Annotated in this window: 13 protein-coding genes; 7 read left to right on the plus strand and 6 right to left on the minus strand. The window is 63.5% G+C overall.

From position 1 onward, the window contains the following. Positions 1 to 125: 125 nt before the first annotated feature. Positions 126 to 332, plus strand: a complete 207-nt coding sequence (locus LOC54_RS07985; RefSeq protein WP_279313298.1) for a hypothetical protein — start codon at positions 126 to 128, stop codon at positions 330 to 332. Positions 333 to 387: 55 nt separating this feature from the next. Here LOC54_RS07985 and LOC54_RS07990 read toward each other — a convergent pair whose 3' ends face one another. The 6 genes from LOC54_RS07990 to LOC54_RS08015 all read right to left on the minus strand — a co-directional run bounded on the left by LOC54_RS07990 (position 388) and on the right by LOC54_RS08015 (position 8,849). Further along, positions 388 to 3,102: a pitrilysin family protein gene (locus tag LOC54_RS07990; RefSeq protein ID WP_279313299.1), complete on the minus strand. Its 2,715-nt coding sequence runs from the start codon at positions 3,100 to 3,102 to the stop codon at positions 388 to 390. A 32-nt stretch (positions 3,103 to 3,134) separates the two neighbouring features. Continuing rightward, on the minus strand, positions 3,135 to 4,469 hold the full coding sequence (locus LOC54_RS07995; protein ID WP_279313300.1) for a nitrate/sulfonate/bicarbonate ABC transporter ATP-binding protein: 1,335 nt from the start codon (positions 4,467 to 4,469) through the stop codon (positions 3,135 to 3,137). After that, positions 4,466 to 6,112, minus strand: coding sequence for an ABC transporter permease subunit (locus tag LOC54_RS08000; protein ID WP_279313301.1), 1,647 nt, complete (start codon positions 6,110 to 6,112; stop codon positions 4,466 to 4,468). Before LOC54_RS08000 ends, LOC54_RS07995 begins: the two co-directional genes overlap by 4 nt. Positions 6,113 to 6,220: 108 nt before the next feature. Continuing rightward, positions 6,221 to 6,688: a dUTP diphosphatase gene (gene dut / locus LOC54_RS08005; protein ID WP_279313302.1), complete on the minus strand. Its 468-nt coding sequence runs from the start codon at positions 6,686 to 6,688 to the stop codon at positions 6,221 to 6,223. An 86-nt stretch (positions 6,689 to 6,774) separates the two neighbouring features. Then, complete coding sequence (gene coaBC / locus LOC54_RS08010) at positions 6,775 to 8,040, minus strand: bifunctional phosphopantothenoylcysteine decarboxylase/phosphopantothenate--cysteine ligase CoaBC (RefSeq protein WP_279313303.1); 1,266 nt, start codon at positions 8,038 to 8,040, stop codon at positions 6,775 to 6,777. Positions 8,041 to 8,048: 8 nt separating this feature from the next. Continuing rightward, entirely contained in the window at positions 8,049 to 8,849 is an 801-nt protein-coding gene (locus LOC54_RS08015; RefSeq protein ID WP_279313309.1) for a class I SAM-dependent methyltransferase, read from the minus strand. Positions 8,850 to 8,880: 31 nt separating this feature from the next. On the opposite strand from LOC54_RS08015, the gene mutM reads away from it, so the two are divergent. From mutM to gyrB, 6 genes are all read left to right on the plus strand, one after another. Continuing rightward, positions 8,881 to 9,741 carry a bifunctional DNA-formamidopyrimidine glycosylase/DNA-(apurinic or apyrimidinic site) lyase gene (gene mutM / locus LOC54_RS08020; protein ID WP_279313304.1) on the plus strand — a complete coding sequence of 287 codons (861 nt, stop codon included), beginning with the start codon at positions 8,881 to 8,883 and terminating at the stop codon, positions 9,739 to 9,741. Positions 9,742 to 9,868: 127 nt separating this feature from the next. Beyond that, positions 9,869 to 10,138, plus strand: coding sequence for a 30S ribosomal protein S20 (gene rpsT, locus LOC54_RS08025; RefSeq protein ID WP_279313305.1), 270 nt, complete (start codon positions 9,869 to 9,871; stop codon positions 10,136 to 10,138). Positions 10,139 to 10,488: 350 nt separating this feature from the next. Next, positions 10,489 to 11,931, plus strand: coding sequence for a chromosomal replication initiator protein DnaA (dnaA, locus tag LOC54_RS08030; protein WP_408740323.1), 1,443 nt, complete (start codon positions 10,489 to 10,491; stop codon positions 11,929 to 11,931). A gap of 91 nt (positions 11,932 to 12,022) precedes the next feature. Beyond that, positions 12,023 to 13,147, plus strand: a complete 1,125-nt coding sequence (gene dnaN / locus LOC54_RS08035) for a DNA polymerase III subunit beta (RefSeq protein ID WP_279313306.1) — start codon at positions 12,023 to 12,025, stop codon at positions 13,145 to 13,147. Positions 13,148 to 13,190: 43 nt separating this feature from the next. After that, positions 13,191 to 14,330: a DNA replication/repair protein RecF gene (gene recF / locus LOC54_RS08040; protein WP_279313307.1), complete on the plus strand. Its 1,140-nt coding sequence runs from the start codon at positions 13,191 to 13,193 to the stop codon at positions 14,328 to 14,330. Positions 14,331 to 14,422: 92 nt separating this feature from the next. After that, positions 14,423 to 16,870: a DNA topoisomerase (ATP-hydrolyzing) subunit B gene (gene gyrB / locus LOC54_RS08045; RefSeq protein ID WP_279313308.1), complete on the plus strand. Its 2,448-nt coding sequence runs from the start codon at positions 14,423 to 14,425 to the stop codon at positions 16,868 to 16,870. Positions 16,871 to 16,955 lie beyond the last annotated feature (85 nt).

Consider the following 16,955-nt stretch of genomic DNA (forward strand, 5'->3'; position numbering starts at 1 on the left):
CAAGGCGGCAGCATGACAACAACCGGCTATAGCTTATCAGGCCCGAAAAACTGTCCGAACAGACGGGGCCACCTCTCGATCAGATCCGGCATGTCGGCCCGTCTCCGGAGCGCAATGTCATTGAGATGCTGGCCGGGCTTGTGGCGAGCGGGGTTCAGGCGGGAGAGCTGCCGGACCAGGACGTGAATATGGCGGCCCTGGGAATGGCGGGGATTGTGATCCAGCTGTCTGTCGGGGCGGAGTTCGGCCGTGTCTCCCTGCCGATCTCGGCCCATCTGGACAGTGTTTTTACGATGTGCTGGCGGATGGCCGGGGGGACTGACCCGTCGTGAGGGTGCGGGGCAGGTCTGTCCCTGCTCCCGCTTCCGCCTGCTTATTCCGCTGAATTTACTTTGCCGCGGGGCCTTTGACGATCGTGGCGAGATCGTCCGGTCTCATCCATTTTGAAAAAGCCTTGCGGATATCTGCAGCTGTTGTTTTGTAGTAGATTTTTGCCGCGATATCGGACTGGTTGAGCGGCAGATCCAGGGAGGTCAGGTGCAGATAGAGCCCGGCGATTGAGTCGAGGCTGGCCTGCTGCAGCGGGAGGCTGCGCAGGACGGAGGATTTCGCGACGGTCAGCTCGTCTTGCGTCACGTCCGTTGTCTGCAGCGTTCTGAGGTTTTTCATCACCAGTTCACGTGCGGGTCTGACCTTGTCGGGGTCTGCGCCGTAGCTGACGGAGTAGGCTGCGCGGGTGCGGCCCCAGCTGAGTTCGCTGCTGACGGAATAGACGTATCCGTTCTTTACGCGCAGGTCGCGGTAAAAGCGCGAGGAGAACCCGTCTCCGAGGATGGTGTTGCCGAGCTGGAGGATATACCGGTCCGGTGCGGCGGCGTTCAGTGGCAGGCTTTCCGCGAGGATCACGCTGTCCTGCACGCTGGTATTGTCGGGCACCTGGGCATGTGAGGCTTTGCTGTCCGGGCGCTGCGGGAGGTTGATATCCGGCTTCGGTCCGATTGCTTTCCAGCTTCCGAATTCGCGTTCCGTAACAGTGCGGGCCTGTTCGGGCGTGATGTCGCCGGTGATGACGATGGTCGTCATGTCGGGGCGGAAGACGGAGGCATAATAGGCCCGGACGTCTGCGGGGGTGACGGCCATGAGAGTTTTCGGTGTGGCCTCACGCAGGGAGGGATCACCGGCCGGATTGATGGCCTTCATCACGGCACGATCAAAAATATAGTCCGGGCTCTGCAGTTCTCCGGCGCGGGTCTGTGCGGCCTGTGTGCGTACGACCTGGAAGGCCTGATCCGGGAAGGCGGGATGGAGTTCGTTTTCAGCCAGAAGCTTCATTCCGGCCTCGAATTTGCCCGAGGGGACCTTCAGCGAGAATGAGGTTCCGGCGGAGATCCAGGCAGGGACGTCATCCAGGGCCTTACGGAAGGCCAGCCTGTCGTGCTGCGTCGTGCCGTAGCTGAACAGGCCGTCTGTGATGTCCTCGACCCCTTCCTTGCCTGCCGGTTCCTGGAGGTCCGTATTGTGGCGGATCATTCCGGCGAGGCTGATCGTGTGGCTGACATTCGCCGGGCGTACGATCAGTCTGATGCCGTTGGGCAGGGTGAAGACGGCGGGGGCAGGAGCGGCGGGCGGGATATCCAGCTTGGCCAGGGCCTGCTGCGCCCAGTCCGGCAGCGTGACGGGTTTTTCCGGTGCGGAGGCAAAGGATTCCGCGCCGCCGAAGCCTTTGCCTTCTATGGGTTTTCCGGAGCTTTCCGGCAGGAGGACGGCGGTGACGGCGTGGGTCGGGTCCAGCAGGGTCCGTGCGAGACGATTGACGTCCTCTGGTGTGACGGCCTGGTAGGCGGCGATGATGTCGTCCGGGGCTCCCAGGTTCTGGAAGGCCAGTGCGTTTGACCAGGAGGAGGCGAGACCGCTGACGGAGTTTGCGGAGAAGCCTAGCTGTGCGACCTCCCGGCGGCGGGCGGCCTCCACGAGGTCTGCCGGGACGCCGTGGTCTCGGATATCCGCGAGGACCGTTCTGATATTGGCGAGTGCGGCCTGTGCGTCTCCGCCTTTGGGGAAGGCGGCGATGGCCAGCCCGAAACCGGCCTGTTTTTTCGGGGAGAATTCAAATCCCGCGTAGAGTGCCTTGCCTGCGGGGACGAGCTGGTAGAGCGCGCCGCGCTGGCTGGAGAGGACATCGGAGAGGATATCGGCTGTTGCGAAATCCTTTGATGTCATACCGGGCATCGGGAAGGCGATGGTTGCGAAGCCTGCGGGATAATCCGTTGGGAAGGAGAGGGTTCTGGCGGGAACGGATGCGGGTTTGACCGCAGCGCGCGCGGGGAGGTTTTTCTTCGGGATTTTTCCGAGCGTGGAGCGGATCAGATCGAGTGTTCTGCCGGGATCGACATCACCGGAGATCACGAGGATGGCGTTGTTGGGTGCATACCAGGTTTCGTAAAACTTTCTGAGCAGGGCGGCATCCGTTTTCCCGAAGGAGTCCCGGGTTCCCAGGGCGTCATGGGCGTAGGGGGTATTGCGGAACAGGATGGACTGGAGCTGTGAGATATATTTATAGGCCGGGCTGGAGAGGTCCCGGGAGACCTCCTGGGAGATCGCGCCGCGTTCCTTGTCCCAGTCCGCATCGCTCAGCGTCAGACCGTTCATGCGCAGGGCTTCGATTTTCAGAAGAATGCCGAGATCTTCTGCCGGTGCGGTATAGAAATACTGCGTGACGTCTTCCGTCGTATCGGCGTTGTAGTCTCCGCCGATCCGCGCGCCGATGGCGGCGAGCTGGTCCTTATCGAGGCCTTTCGCGCCGCGGAACATCATGTGTTCAAGGGCATGGGCCGTGCCGGGGAAACCTGCGGGGGCTTCCGCGGAGCCGACGAGATAGTTGATTTCCGTCGTCACGACCGGGGTGAGCGTGTTGCGGATGATGACCACGTGCAGTCCGTTTTCCAGAGTTGTGCGCGTGACGTTCTGCGAATCCGGGATCTGTGCCGCAGCAGGCTTTTCCGCAGCCTGTGCGGCATGCAGGAGGGGAAGGCCGGAGATGACGGAGGCGGAGAGGGCTGTGGCGAGGAGGAGAGTGCGGACGGAGGTCAGTCGCTGATGCATGGAGGAATAATCCTTTTCTGAAAATGGCCCTGTCATTCTTCTTCGTTCAGGAAAAGCCTGTCGCTTTCCTCGTCATAGTCGAACAGTCCGGCGTAGCGGCTCCAGTCCGTGAGCGTCTGGAGTGTCTGGGCAGCGTAGTCCGCGGACATGTCGGTCTCAAGCATGTTGCGGAATGTTTCTGCGGGCGCGGCGCGGGATGGGCGTTCATCCAGCATAGCCCGGATTTCCCGGATGATCGGCAGGCCCCGGAGCAGGGCGTGGCGCAGGATGGCGCGGCGTTCCTCCGCCCCGCTTCCCGCGAAGCGTCCGCCCTCGCGTGTGAGAAGGATATCCCCGTCTTCGAGTTCCGCCATATCCAGAAGCTGGAGGGCTTCAGTGAGGGGGAACAGGTCGTCCAGTTCCAGGTGTGAGCGTGTGGCGAGCTGCGGGAGGTCCGCTCTTCCGTCGAGGGGGGAGGCGGCCAGGGCCTCGATTAGCCCGATGATGCTCTCGACGGGGACGGGCGGCAGCGGTGAGAGGCTTCTTGCGGCCGGGGCTGCTGTTTGTGCAGGCAGGCAGGCTTCGGAGATGACGGGGGCGCGGCGCGTCATCAGTCCGTAGATATCATCTACGAAGTCCCGGAATTCGGGTGTTTCCCTGTCGCGCGGATGGGCGAAGGGTACGAGGAGTTCGTGTTCGACGCGTCCTGGATTGGCTGAGAACACGATGATCCGGTCGCACATCAGCACGGCCTCATCGACATTATGTGTGACGAGCAGGACGGAGCGGCAGGGCAGGCGGGATTCAGCCCAGAGCTCCACGAGGTCGGTCCGGAGATTTTCCGCCGTGAGGATATCGAGTTCCGCGAAGGGTTCGTCCATCAGCAGGATGTCGGGACGTGAGATGAGGGCGCGGGCAAGACCGGCGCGCTGGGCGAGGCCCGGCGAGAGTTCGCGCGGCCAGGCCCCGGCATAGCCGTCGAGGCCGGTGAGGCGGATGATGTCTTCCGCATGTTTCTCGCGTTCGCTGCGGGACATGCCACGGGCTTCCAGCGGCAGGGTGATGTTTTCCATGACATCGAGCCAGGGGAAGAGCGCGAAGGACTGGAAGGCCATTCCGATATCGGGAACCGGTCCCGTGAGAGGGCTGCTGCGCAGGAGGACGCTGCCGGAGGCGGGACGCAGCAGTCCGCCCATGATCCGCAGCAGGCTGGATTTTCCCGAGCCCGAGCGTCCGATCACGCCGACGATCTCTCCCTCGTGCAGGGTCAGGCTGATCCCGTCCAGGACCAGTGCTTCCGGTCCGGCATCCTTCCGGTAGGACTGGCTGACATTGTGCAGGCGGAGGAGTTCCTGTCCGGGTGCGGTATCGGTCATGGTGTCCGTCATGGTGTCTGCCTGAAACGTCTGGCTGCTTTTTCCTGCAGCGGGCGCCACAGGAAACGGTCAGTCCCGAGAATAATGAGGGTCATCAGAAGGATTCCCGTGACGGCGTGGGGGAGGTCACCGGCGAGCGAGGCCTGCGTGACGGCGCTGCCCAGGCCGTATGCGCTGATGCTGCCATCGCCCCAGCGGAGATATTCCGCGGCGAGGGAGGCGGTCCAGCATTCCGTGAAGGCGGTTGCGATTCCTGAGGAAAGAGGAATGGCCAGTCCTGGCAGGATGACGGTTTTCCACCAGAGCGGACCACGCAGACGCAGGGCGCGTGCAGTGAGCAGCAGGGAAGGGGGGTAGCGCCGCATACCGCCGATGACGGCAAAGGCGACGGCCCATTGTGCGTTGAGGATCAGCAGCGGGGTCAGCCACAGGCCGGGATGCGGATGTCCCGTGGCGATGACGAGGGCCGCGAGCGGGAACAGCAGGTTTGAGGGGAAGGCTGCGACCATGCGTGCGACCGGCATGAACAGCGTGGTGCGCTCCCGGCTCAGCCCGATCCAGACGCCTGCCGGGATCCAGAAGGCCGTGATCAGGGCGAGCATCACGATGGTCCGCAGCAGGGTGATGCAGCCTTCTCCGGCGAGCGTGAGCAGGTCCGTAAGGCTGAGTGCGGTTCCGCTCAGCCAGATGGTCATTCCGGTCAGGACCGCAAGCGCCGCGAGGATGATCGTGATCCGCGCGATGCGGGATTCGTCAGGGACCGGCCCGCTGTCTGCGGGCTGCGCCGCAGGGCGTGGGCCGAGCGGCAGGGAGGCGAGGCCGCGCAGTCCTGCGGTTATCAGGCCCGTGCAGGCGCGCAGGGATGCATGGCTGCGGAAAAGGGTCGTGATGACGGGTTCGCCGAGCGCCATCTCTCCGCGGCGGCGGAAGCGTCCGGACCAGAAGAGCATGGGGCGGAAAACAAGCAGCTCGCAGATGATGATGACGATGGTCATGGCGAGGATTGCGGCGCCGACGCCGGTCCAGTCCCGTGCGGCAGCCGCGGCCCCGAAATAGCCGCCGATGCCGCGTGTGACATTTTCCGCGCGGGCGGAGACGACGTCTTCGGCCCAGATCAGCACGAACCAGGCCATGGACATGCTGCGGACGCCCGTCTGGACCAGCTGCGGGACGGCGCAGGGGATGCTCAGCCGCCAGAAGCGCTGCCAGGGCGTCATGCCTGCCTGGAGTGCGACCAGGCCGAGATCCGGCGGGACTGTCGCCAGTTCCTTTGCGAGGGTGCGGGTCAGTGGCCAGAGCAGGCAGGCGGTGACGGTCGAGAGGATGACGAATTCGGCGGCGGCGCCTGTCAGCGGTCCTGCGATCAGGACGAGCAGGGCGGCGGTGACGGGGAGTGCGCCCGGCGCGGGGATCGCGTGGCACAGGCTCGTGAGGGTTCTGAGAACGGCTCCGCCGGGCGTTTCGCGCCGCGCGAGCGTGGCGAGGGGCAGGGTGCTGATCAGGGCAAGGAGAATCCCTGCGAGCATATGCAGCAGGGTGTGTCCCGTATCCGCGACGAGCGTGAGGCCGGTATGGCGGAGCGGGGCTGCGGCTGCGCTGCCCGTGGCCAGAAAGATGGTCAGCAGGGCTGCAGGTATGGCTGCCGCACTCCGCATGCCTGCTCCGGCGCGAGTGAGGGGTGTGAGAGGGTCCGTGGTTCCCTCTGCGGATTCTGTCTGCGGGGGGAGGGCACCTGAGGGCGCGTGCACGGCGGGAGCCCTGCCCTACGCCTGTCCGGTGCTGCCGAAGCCCCCCGCCCCGCGGGCGGTCTCGTCCAGCTGGTCCGTTTCGGTCCAGCGGACGCGCAGGACCGGTGCGGCCACGCCCTGGGCGATGCGCATACCGCGTGTGACGGTGAAGGTTTCATGGCCTGCATTCAGGAGGATGATGCCGATTTCTCCGCGATAGTCCTCGTCAATCGTGCCGGGTGTGTTGGGCAGGGTGATGCCGTGCTTGAGAGCGAGGCCGGAGCGCGGGCGGATCTGGAGTTCGTATCCGGGGGGCAGGGCGATTTTCAGTCCGGTCGAGATCAGCGCGCGGCCCCCGGCGGGAATGTCGAGCGGCTCCTGCACGGCGGCCAGCAGGTCCATGCCCGCGGCACCTGTGGTGGCGTAGCCCGGCAGGGGGAGGTCTGCCGCGTGGGGCAGGCGGGTGACGCGGACGTCCAGGGTTCCGTTGTCCTGCGCGGTCATTTCAGCGCTCCGGCGGAGGGAGTGAACTGAAGACGGGACGGAACAGAACTCACGATCTCAGCCTTAACCTGCGGGAGGGATCACGCTTATGCGGAGCCGGTCAGGTGCTCTGCAATGCTGTGTGCCAGACGGCGTGCGACCTCGGTTTTGGCCATGAGCGGCCAGGAGTCGGCTCCCGACTCCGAAATCACAATAACACGATTTTCACGCCCGCCCATGACGTTCGTGCCCGGTCCCACATCGTTTGCGACGATCCAGTCGCAGCCCTTGCGCGCGCGCTTGGCGGTGGCGTGGGCGATGACATGATCCGTCTCAGCGGCGAATCCGATGACGAGGGCGGGTCTGTCCGGTCCGGGGGCGCTGATTGAGGCGAGGATATCCGGATTCGGGACCAGATTCAGCGCAGGCGGGGCGCTGCCTTCCTTTTTCTTGATCTTCAGGTCTGCCGCATGTGCGACGCGCCAGTCGGCCACGGCGGCGGCGCAGACTGCGGCATCTGCGGGGAGGGCGGCCCGGACGGCGGCCTCCATCTCGCATGCGGTTTCCACGCGCAGGGTCCGTATGCCCGGCGGATCGGGAAGGTCTGCCGGTCCGCTGACCAGGGTGACGCGGGCTCCGAGCCGGGCGAGGGCTTCGGCGATGGCATATCCCTGCCGCCCGGAGGAGCGGTTGGCGATATAGCGCACGGGGTCGATCGGCTCATGCGTCGGCCCGGCCGTGACGATGACGTGCCGTCCGGCGAGGGGAGCAGACTGTGCCTCCGACTGTGAGGCCAGGGCCGTCTGAATGGCGCTGAGGACGGTTTCGGGTTCCGCGAGGCGACCCGGGCCGAATTCGCCGCAGGCCATCGGTCCTTCCTCAGGCTCTGCGAACATGATGCCGCGTCCGCGCAGCGTGGCGATATTGCTGACGGTTGCCGGGTGCTGCCACATGCGGACGTTCATGGCCGGGGCGGCCAGGACGGGGGTGTCGGTGGCGAGCAGGAGGGTTGTGGCGAGATCGTCCGCGAGACCTGCGGCCATTTTCGCGAGGATATCCGCCGAGGCGGGGCAGACCACGATCAGATCTGCAGAACGGGAGAGGGCGATATGGCCCATTTCCTGTTCGTCCGTGAGGGAGAACAGGTCCTGATAGACTTTCTCTCCCGTAAGCGCCTGCACGGAGAGGGGCGTGACGAATTCCGTTCCGGCGCGGGTGAGGATGCAGCGGAGCTGAGCGCCCCGTGCCGTTAGCAGGCGGATCAGCAGCAGGCTCTTATAGGCTGCGATCCCGCCGCTGATGATCAGCAGGATGCGCTTTCCGCGAAGCGTGCTGCCCGGGGCCGGTGCGGAGTCCGCTGCCTCTGCAGGCATGGCGGGGTTTACAGCCGCCAGCCGGAATGGATGGCCGCGATTCCGCCGGACAGGGAGCGGCAGCTGACGCGGGCGAATCCGGCTTCGCGGAACATGTCCGAGAGCGTGTCCTGATCGGGGAACATGCGGATGCTTTCCGCGAGATACTGGTAGCTGTCCCGGTCTCCGGCGATCATCGCGCCCATATTAGGCAGCACCTTGAAAGACCACGCGTCATAGACGGGTGCGAGTGCTGCGACCTGCACGCGGGAGAATTCGAGGCACATGAAGCGTCCGCCGGGACGCAGCACACGGCGTGCCTCGCGCAGAACGGCGGGTTTGTCGGTGCAGTTGCGCAGGCCGAAGGCGATGGTCACGCGGTCGACCGAGCGGTCCGGCAGGGGGATCTGCTCGGCATCGACGACGCAGAAGGACAGGTCGTGGACATAGCCCCGGGAGATGGCGCGGTCCCGCCCGACCGAGAGCATGCTGGCGTTGATGTCCGTCATGATGGCGGGTCCGCCGCCACCTTTGAGCCAGCCGAAGGTGATGTCGCCGGTGCCGCCTGCAAGGTCGAGCAGGCTGAGGCCGGGCTGCGGGCCGAGATCGGCGATGAAGATTTTTTTCCAGACGCGATGGATGCCAAGGGACATCAGATCGTTCATCAGGTCGTATTTGCCTGCGACGCTGTCGAATACGGCGCGGACGAGCGGTTTCTTTTCCTCTCTGGGGACCGAGCGGTAGCCGAAATCGGCCGTGTCGGAGGCCTGCCCCGCGGATGAACCGGGGGGGGTGGATTCAAAAGAGGGTTCCGGGGCGTTATCGTTCATCATGCTTTTACCTACAGCCTCCTGAGTCGACATGCCAGAACTCCCCGAAGTCGAAACCGTGATGCGCGGTATGCGGACCGCTCTTGAGGGCGGAACCATTGCCTCCGTGCGTGTGATGCGCCCTGACCTGCGCTGGCCGTTCCCGCCCGATCTTGCGCGGATCATGACCGGTCGCCGGATACTCTCTTTTCGCCGGCGCGGGAAATACATTCTCATGCGTCTGTCGGATGGCTGGTCCGTCCTGCTGCATCTGGGCATGTCCGGACGTGTCGGTCTGACGCGTGACCCTGCGGATACGGAAGCCGGGAAGCATGAGCATCTGATCTTCATGACGCGGGAGGGTGTGCGCTGCGGCCTGACGGATCCGCGCCGATTCGGTGCGGTCGATCTGATCCCGACCGGGGAGGAGGACGGACACCGGCTGCTTGCGCCGATGGGGCCGGAGCCGCTCGGCAACGGATTTTCCGCAGCGGTTCTGGAGGCCGGATTTGCCGGGCGCAGGCAGGCGGTGAAGGTTCTTCTGCTGGATCAGCGTATCGTGGCGGGGATCGGCAATATCTATGCCTGTGAGGCGCTTTACTGTGCGGAGATTCATCCCGAGCGGGCGGCGGCTTCTCTTTCGCATGCGGAGCTGGTGCGGCTGACGGCTGCGGTCCGGGCGGTTCTGGAGGAGGCGATCGCGGCTGGGGGATCGAGTCTGCGCGATTATGTTCAGCCGGACGGGGAGCTGGGATATTTCCAGCATGCCTGGCAGGTGTACGGGCGTTCGGGGGAGGGGTGTGCTGAGTGCCCCGGCCTTCCGGACTGCGGCGGCGTGCGTCAGATCGTGCAGGGCGGGCGGTCCACGTTTTTCTGTCCGCAGCGGCAGAAACTGCCTTCTGCGGAGGTGTGAGATGCGGAAATGTGAACTCTTCTTGACGCGACGGGGCAGGCGGGAGTAAGGAGACCCACCTTTTGAGAGGACACCCCGCCGGATGTGCGGGGCGTTCTTTAATTCAGACGCTGGACCTTACGAAAACATGGCGAACATCGCATCCGCGCGTAAGCGCATCCGTCAGACCGAGCGCCGCACGGCGCGTAACACTGCCCGTCGTTCCCGCATGCGCACCTTCATTAAGAAGGTTGAGGCTGCGATCGCTTCAGGCAACAAGGACGAGGCGAATGCGGCTCTGAAGGCTGCTCAGCCGGAAATGCAGCGCGCTGCGACGAAGGGTGTGATCCACGGCAACACGATTGCCCGCAAGATTTCCCGTCTGTCCGCCCGTATCAAGGCGCTGGCAACGGCCTGAATCTTTAAGGCAGCGGACTTTCGGGTCTGCTGTCCCGCGTCTTTGCTGACGTATGAAAAAACGGGAGAGATCCCGTTTTTTTTGTCTCTGCAGCCTGGAGAGGGCTGTCATGATCCGGTGCGTAATACGTGTCCGGATTCGGGGCAGAAAGTCATTGCTCCGCCCCGGCGGGTATTTTATCCTCGCCCGGCACCGGAAAGAACAGGAACAGAGCGCCTTCGCCGGCGATTCCCTTCGTATCTGACAGGCATGAAAGCCTTCAGGCCCCGCGGTTTTCTGCGGTTCGGAGATGGATACGGGCGGAGTCGCCGGACGGATGGATGATGGACTCAGTCTCTGGGCTGGATGATATGGATATGCAGCCGGTGCCGGAGAATGCCTCGCCTCTCTCCGGCCTGTTTGCGGAAGCCTGGCAGCGGATCAGCACGCGTATGAAGTCCGAGGTCGGGGAGGTGGAATACCGCACCTGGCTGCGGCAGATCACGCTCGGGCCACTGGATGGTGACGAGATTACGCTGTTCCTGCCGACGCGCTTTCTGCGCGACTGGGTGCGCGGGCAGTATGGCGACCGTCTGAGCGCGCTGTGGAGCGCGGAGATTCCGTCCGTGCGCCGTGTCGAGCTGCAGGTTTTCCGTCCGGCTGAGGAAGGTGCAGCATCCGCTGCGGGGGAGGCTGCTCCTGCGGCAGAGACGTCCGGCCCGTCAGCTGCGGTCGAGCGGCCGGTTCCGGAACGGGCTCTGCCGGACCGCTCTTCCGATCCGCGCCATGATCTGAGTGCGCCGCTTGATCCGCGCTTTACCTTTGACAGCTTCGTTGTCGGCAAGCCGAATGAGTTTGCCTATGCCTGTGCCCGTCGTGTGGCGGAGAAACCGGCGAGTCCGGGATTCAATCCACTGTTTCTTTATGGCGGGGTTGGTCTGGGCAAGACGCATCTGATGCATGCGATCGGGGCGCAGCTGACCGGTGAGGGACGTAATTCCGTCGCGTATATGTCTGCCGAGAAGTTCATGTACCGCTTTATCGGCGCGATCCGGACGCAGTCCACGATGGAGTTCAAGGAGCAGCTCCGGTCGGTTGACGTGCTGATGATCGACGATCTTCAGTTTCTGATCGGCAAGGACAACACGCAGGAAGAATTTTTCCACACGTTTAATGCGCTCGTGGATGCGGGGCGGCAGATCATCGTGTCTGCGGACAAGTCTCCCTCGGACCTGTCGGGGCTTGAGGACCGGCTTCGCACGCGTCTGGGCTGTGGCATGGTGGCGGACATCCACGCGACGACGTTCGAGCTGCGTATCTCCATTCTGGAAGCCAAGGCGCAGGCTTCGGGCGTGACGGTTCCGGCGAAGGTTCTGGAGTTTCTGGCGCATAAGATCACGGGAAACGTCCGTGAGCTTGAAGGCGCGCTGAACCGGCTGATCGCGCATGCCAATCTGTTCGGACGTCCGGTCACGCTGGAATCCACGCATGACGTTCTGCATGACATCCTCAAGGCGCATGACCGTCGTGTGACGATTGAGGAAATTCAGAAGAAGGTGGCCGAGCACTGGAATATCCGCCTGACGGACATGTCCTCCGCGCGGCGTGCGCGGGCTGTGGCGCGTCCCCGCCAGGTTGCGATGTATCTGGCCAAGCAGCTCACCAGCCGGTCCCTGCCGGAGATCGGCCGCAAGTTCGGCAATCGTGATCATACGACCGTGATGCATGCGGTTTCCCGCGTGGCGGAACTGATGGAGCGGGATGCGGCTTTTGCCGAGGATGTCGAGCTGATGCGCCGGATGCTGGAGAGCTGATCCTCTGCGCTCTTTTCCTCCGGTGGCTGCGCTGCTAGATGTCGCGTTCCGGCTCTTCTGGGGGGGCTGATGTGAAGAGGATCTGCTGTCGATGAAGTTCACGGTCGAGCGCGCAACGCTTCTGAAGGCTCTGGCGCATATCCAGAGTGTGGCGGAAAAGCGCAACACCATCCCCATTCTGGCAAATGTCCTGATTGAGGCGAAAGAGAACTGCATCGCCCTGACCGCGACCGATATGGAAATTGCGGTTGTGGAGGAGATTTCCGCAGAAGTTGCGGCCCCCGGTGCGGTGACGGCTCCGGCCTCCGTGCTGTATGAGATTGTCCGCAAGCTGCGTGACGGCGTGTCGGTTGAATTCGACAATGCCGGGGATGACGAGCCGCTGCATCTTCGTGCGGGACGGTTCGCGACCCGTCTGAACGTGCTCAGCGTTGATGATTTCCCGTCCATGGTGGCCGGTGATCTGCCGCATGCGTTCAGCCTGAAGGCATCTGTCCTGCGCTCCCTGATCGACCGGACGAAATTTGCGATCTCCACGGAGGAGACGCGGTATTACCTCAACGGAATCTATCTGCACGTGGCGCCGTCCGATCTCGGAGAGGTTCTCCGTGCGGTGGCAACTGACGGGCATCGTCTTGCGCGTGTCGAGGCTGATCTGCCTGAAGGGGCGTCCGGAATGCCGGGCGTGATCGTTCCGCGCAAATCCGTGGCGGAACTCCGCAAGCTTCTGGATGAGGCCCCGGAGGAGATCGAGGTTGCGCTTTCCGGCACGCGTATCCGGTTTGCCATCGGTGCGGTGACGCTGACATCAAAGCTGATCGACGGGACTTTCCCGGAATATGAGCGGGTGATCCCGGTCGGGAATACGCGCTCGCTGCGTGTCGGTAAGAAGGATTTCTCCGATGCGGTGGCGCGTGTGGCCGCCATCAGCCTGGAGCGCTCGCGTCCGGTGAAGCTGGGTCTGTCGCGTGATCTTCTGGTGCTGTCCGCCGCAAGCTCCGATCAGGGTTCCGCGCGGGAAGAGCTGGATGACAATTACGTCTCCTATGACGGAGAGCCGATGGAGATCGGGTTTCAGGCGCGGTATCTGAACGATATTACGGATCAGGTCGAGAAATCCGTCGAGTTTCTGTTTGCGGACAGTGCGGCACCGACGATCGTCCGCGATGTGGACAGCCCGTCCGCGCTGTATGTCCTGATGCCGATGCGTGTCTGAGGTCCTCCGGCGGCGGGAGCTTTGCCCCGCTGTCTGACATGGCATGAGTCTGTATCTGCGGCGTCTGGTTCTGAGCGATTTCAGGAATTACCGGCGTCTGGTCTGGGAGCCTGAGGCGTCCTGCGTGGTCCTGACCGGCGGGAACGGAAGCGGGAAGACCAATCTTCTGGAGGCTGTCTCCCTGCTCGTCCCCGGCAGGGGCCTGCGTGCAGCGCGGGCGGATGATCTTCCCCGCCGGGATGCGGGCGTCTCCGCTTCCTCCTGGGGGGTTGTGGCTTCCGTGGATTTCGGGCCGCAGGGCGGTCTGGCGGATCTTTCCACAGGGGTCGCGCCGGGTGCGGATCGCAGCCGGGAGTTCCGGATTGACGGACAGGCGGCGCGGCCGCGTTCGGCCGTGGCGGATCTTTTATCCGCTGTCTGGCTGACGCCCCAGATGGACCGGCTGTTTACGGAAAGTCCGGGTGGTCGCCGCCGGTTTCTGGATCGTCTTGTCGTGGCGCTGGTGCCGCATCATGCGCGGGCGATGGCCGCGGCGGAACGGGCGATGCGGCAGAGGAACCGTCTGCTGCAGATGCGGAGTGGTGAGGGAGCCTGGCTTTCCGGTCTGGAGGAGGAGTTTGCGCGGCACACGATTGCGATCGTGGCGGCGCGGATGGAGCTGATCGCGCGGCTGAACACGGGTGCGGCGGGCATGACCGGCGGGTTTCCGCCCGCGCATCTGGTGCTGAGCTGTGCCGTGGCGGAGCAGCTGGCGCGGATGCCTGCACTGGCGGCGGAGGACTGGCTGCAGGCCAGGCTTGCGCGAAGCCGGGCCGAGGATGCGGTGCGCGGGCAGACGGGAACCGGAGCGCACAGGGCCGATATTGCCTTTCAGGATATGGAGACCGGTCGTGACGGGGCTCTGTCTTCCACGGGGCAGCAGAAGGCGCTGCTGATCGGGATCGTTCTGGCCCATGCCGGGCTGATCGGGCGGGAGCGGGGGCATCCTCCTGTTCTGCTGCTGGATGAGCCTCTGGTGCATCTGGACAGGGGACGGCGGGAGATGCTTCTGCAGGCTCTGGCCGGTCTGCCGACGACGGTGCTTATGACCGGGACGGACCGTGCGCCGTTCGATGCCCTTGAAGGCCGGGCCTCTTTTGTCACGCTTGCGGACGGATCTGTAAAAAAGCCTGATGGTCCGTGAAAAATCACCGGGGCGCTGGCCGGTTCACTCTGAATCCCGTATAAAGACGAACTGTCCGCTTTTCTGTCTCACGCCGGAGTTTTCTGCCCGATATGTCCAGTTCCGATCAGGACCAGTCCGCCCCTTCAGCCGATATGGATGATTACGGCGCGTCGTCGATCTCCGTTCTCAAGGGACTTGATGCCGTCCGCAAACGTCCGGGTATGTATATCGGCGATACGGATGACGGCTCCGGTCTGCATCACATGGCGTTCGAGATTATCGACAATGCGGTCGATGAGGCACAGGCCGGGTTTGCGACGCGGTGCGAGGTGACGCTGAACGAGAATGGCAGCGTGACGGTCCGTGATAACGGACGCGGTATTCCGACGGACATGCATCCCGAGGAGGGCGTGAGCGCGGCGGAGGTTGTCCTCACGAAGCTGCATGCCGGGGGCAAGTTCAACCAGAATTCCTATAAGGTGTCCGGTGGCCTGCACGGTGTTGGTGCGGCGGTGGTCAACGCGCTGTCGGAGACAATGACGGTCCGGATCTGGCGCAACGGGCAGGAGCACGTCATCGGGTTTGCGCATGGAGAGCGCACGGCACCTCTGAGCGTTGTAGGGCCGTCCGATGAGGAGCGCGGGACTGAAGTCACGTTCATGCCCAGTGCCGAGACGTTCACGAAGACCGATCTGGAGTTCCAGATTCTGGAACGTCGTCTGCGTGAGCTGGCATTTCTGAATTCCGGTCTGAAGATCGTTCTGCGTGACAGGCGCGTGACGCCGCTGAAGGAAGAGACCTTTCACTATGAGGGCGGCCTGACGGCTTTTGTGGAATGGCTGGACCGTTCGCGTGCGCCGATCATCACGCCGCCGCTGACGGGCATGGTGGATAATGAAAGCAGCGGGATCAGGGTGGAGTTCGCCCTGACCTGGACGGACTCCTATCACGAAACCATGCTGTGCTTTACGAACAATATTCCGCAGCGTGACGGCGGGTCACATCTGGCCGGTTTCCGTCAGGCCCTGACGCGTGTTGTCGGGCGTTATGCGGAGAGTCTGTCGAAAAAGGATGCGGCGTCTCTTGTCGGTGAGGATATGCGTGAGGGGCTGACCGCGGTTCTGTCGGTCAAGGTTCCGGATCCGAAATTCTCTTCACAGACCAAGGATAAACTCGTCTCCTCTGAGGTGCAGCCGGTGGTTCAGGTTGCGGTCGCGGATGTGATCGGGCACTGGTTTGAGACGCATCCGAAGGAAGCGAAGCTGATTGTCAGCAAGGTTCTGGATGCGGCCTCTGCCCGTGAGGCTGCCCGCAAGGCGCGCGAACTGACGCGCCGCAAGGGGGTTCTGGATATCTCGTCCCTTCCGGGCAAGCTTGCGGACTGCCAGGAGCGTGATCCTGCAAAGAGCGAGCTGTTCCTGGTTGAGGGTGATTCCGCAGGCGGGACGGCCAAGCAGGGGCGGGATCGCCGTTTCCAGGCGATCCTGCCGCTCAAGGGCAAGATTCTCAATGTCGAGCGCGCACGGTTCGACCGCATGCTCGGTTCTGCTGAAATCGGAACCCTGATTACGGCGCTTGGCACCGGAATCGGGCGCGGGGAGCCGGAGCAGGGCGGATTCAGCATCGACAAGCTGCGCTATCACCGCATCGTCATCATGACGGATGCTGATGTGGACGGTTCGCATATCCGCACGCTGCTTCTGACATTTTTCTTCAGGCAGATGCCGGAGCTGATCGAGCGCGGTCATCTGTATATCGCCCAGCCGCCGCTTTACCGGGCCAAGCGCGGGAATGAGGAGCGGTATCTGAAAGATGATGCTGCCCTTGAGGAGTATCTGCTGGATAAAGCGCTGTCCGGCACGACGCTGACCCTGCATGACGGACGTCTTCTTTCAGGGGAGGTGCTGACAGCAGAAGTATCTTTCATGCGCGATGCGCATCGTGTGATGACGCGTCTGTCCGCACGCGTGCCGCTGTGGGTTCTTGAGCAGATTGCTGTTGCCGGTGGCTTTGATCGCGACGAGGGCAGTGCGGCTGCGCGGATCGGTGTGATCCAGGAGCGCCTCGATGCGGCGTCTGCGGAGTCTGAGCGGGGCTGGAAGGTGACGTCGGGCCCGGACGGTCTTGAGATGGCGCGCAATGTCCGTGGTGTGGGTGAGGTCTATCGTCTGGATCGCGCCGTGTTGAGCGGTGCCGATGCGCGCTGGCTGGCGGCGAATGCCGAGCGTTATGTACGTGATTTCAGCAAAGGTGCTGTCATACGCTTCGAGAATGGCGGTGAGGCAGAGATTGCCGGTCCGGCTGCAGCATATGTCCGGCTGCTTGCCCAGGGACGGCGTGGTCTTGCGATCAACCGGTTCAAAGGTCTGGGCGAGATGAATGACGCGCAGCTCTGGGAGACGACGCTTGATCCGGCAGTGCGAACCCTTCTGCAGGTCCGGGTCGGTGATCTGGAGGATGCGGGAGAGGTATTCTCCACGCTGATGGGGGATGTTGTTGAACCCCGGCGGGAGTTTATCGTGGGCAATGCGCTCAAGGTTGCCAATCTGGATGTGTGATCTGTGAATTAGGTTCTGTTGACAAAAGATCTTCTCAGACTGGCTTGGACGTGATTCAACGCTGGTCTTTACGGAGACCTGTGGA

It is taken from the genome of Acetobacter sp. AN02 (genome assembly GCF_029759835.1).
Classification (GTDB): Bacteria; Pseudomonadota; Alphaproteobacteria; order Acetobacterales; family Acetobacteraceae; genus Acetobacter.

Bases quoted from the DNA above. Each gene is read 5' to 3' on its own strand.
- LOC54_RS07985 (WP_279313298.1), top strand. From the start codon at position 126: ATGCTGGCCGGGCTTGTGGCGAGCGGGGTTCAGGCGGGAGAGCTGCCG.
- LOC54_RS07990 (WP_279313299.1), bottom strand. From the start codon at position 3,102: ATGCATCAGCGACTGACCTCCGTCCGCACTCTCCTCCTCGCCACAGCC.
- LOC54_RS07995 (WP_279313300.1), bottom strand. From the start codon at position 4,469: ATGACGGACACCATGACCGATACCGCACCCGGACAGGAACTCCTCCGC.
- LOC54_RS08000 (WP_279313301.1), bottom strand. From the start codon at position 6,112: ATGCGGAGTGCGGCAGCCATACCTGCAGCCCTGCTGACCATCTTTCTG.
- dut (WP_279313302.1), bottom strand. From the start codon at position 6,688: ATGACCGCGCAGGACAACGGAACCCTGGACGTCCGCGTCACCCGCCTG.
- coaBC (WP_279313303.1), bottom strand. From the start codon at position 8,040: ATGCCTGCAGAGGCAGCGGACTCCGCACCGGCCCCGGGCAGCACGCTT.
- LOC54_RS08015 (WP_279313309.1), bottom strand. From the start codon at position 8,849: ATGAACGATAACGCCCCGGAACCCTCTTTTGAATCCACCCCCCCCGGT.
- mutM (WP_279313304.1), top strand. From the start codon at position 8,881: ATGCCAGAACTCCCCGAAGTCGAAACCGTGATGCGCGGTATGCGGACC.
- rpsT (WP_279313305.1), top strand. From the start codon at position 9,869: ATGGCGAACATCGCATCCGCGCGTAAGCGCATCCGTCAGACCGAGCGC.
- dnaA (WP_408740323.1), top strand. From the start codon at position 10,489: ATGGATATGCAGCCGGTGCCGGAGAATGCCTCGCCTCTCTCCGGCCTG.
- dnaN (WP_279313306.1), top strand. From the start codon at position 12,023: ATGAAGTTCACGGTCGAGCGCGCAACGCTTCTGAAGGCTCTGGCGCAT.
- recF (WP_279313307.1), top strand. From the start codon at position 13,191: ATGAGTCTGTATCTGCGGCGTCTGGTTCTGAGCGATTTCAGGAATTAC.
- gyrB (WP_279313308.1), top strand. From the start codon at position 14,423: ATGTCCAGTTCCGATCAGGACCAGTCCGCCCCTTCAGCCGATATGGAT.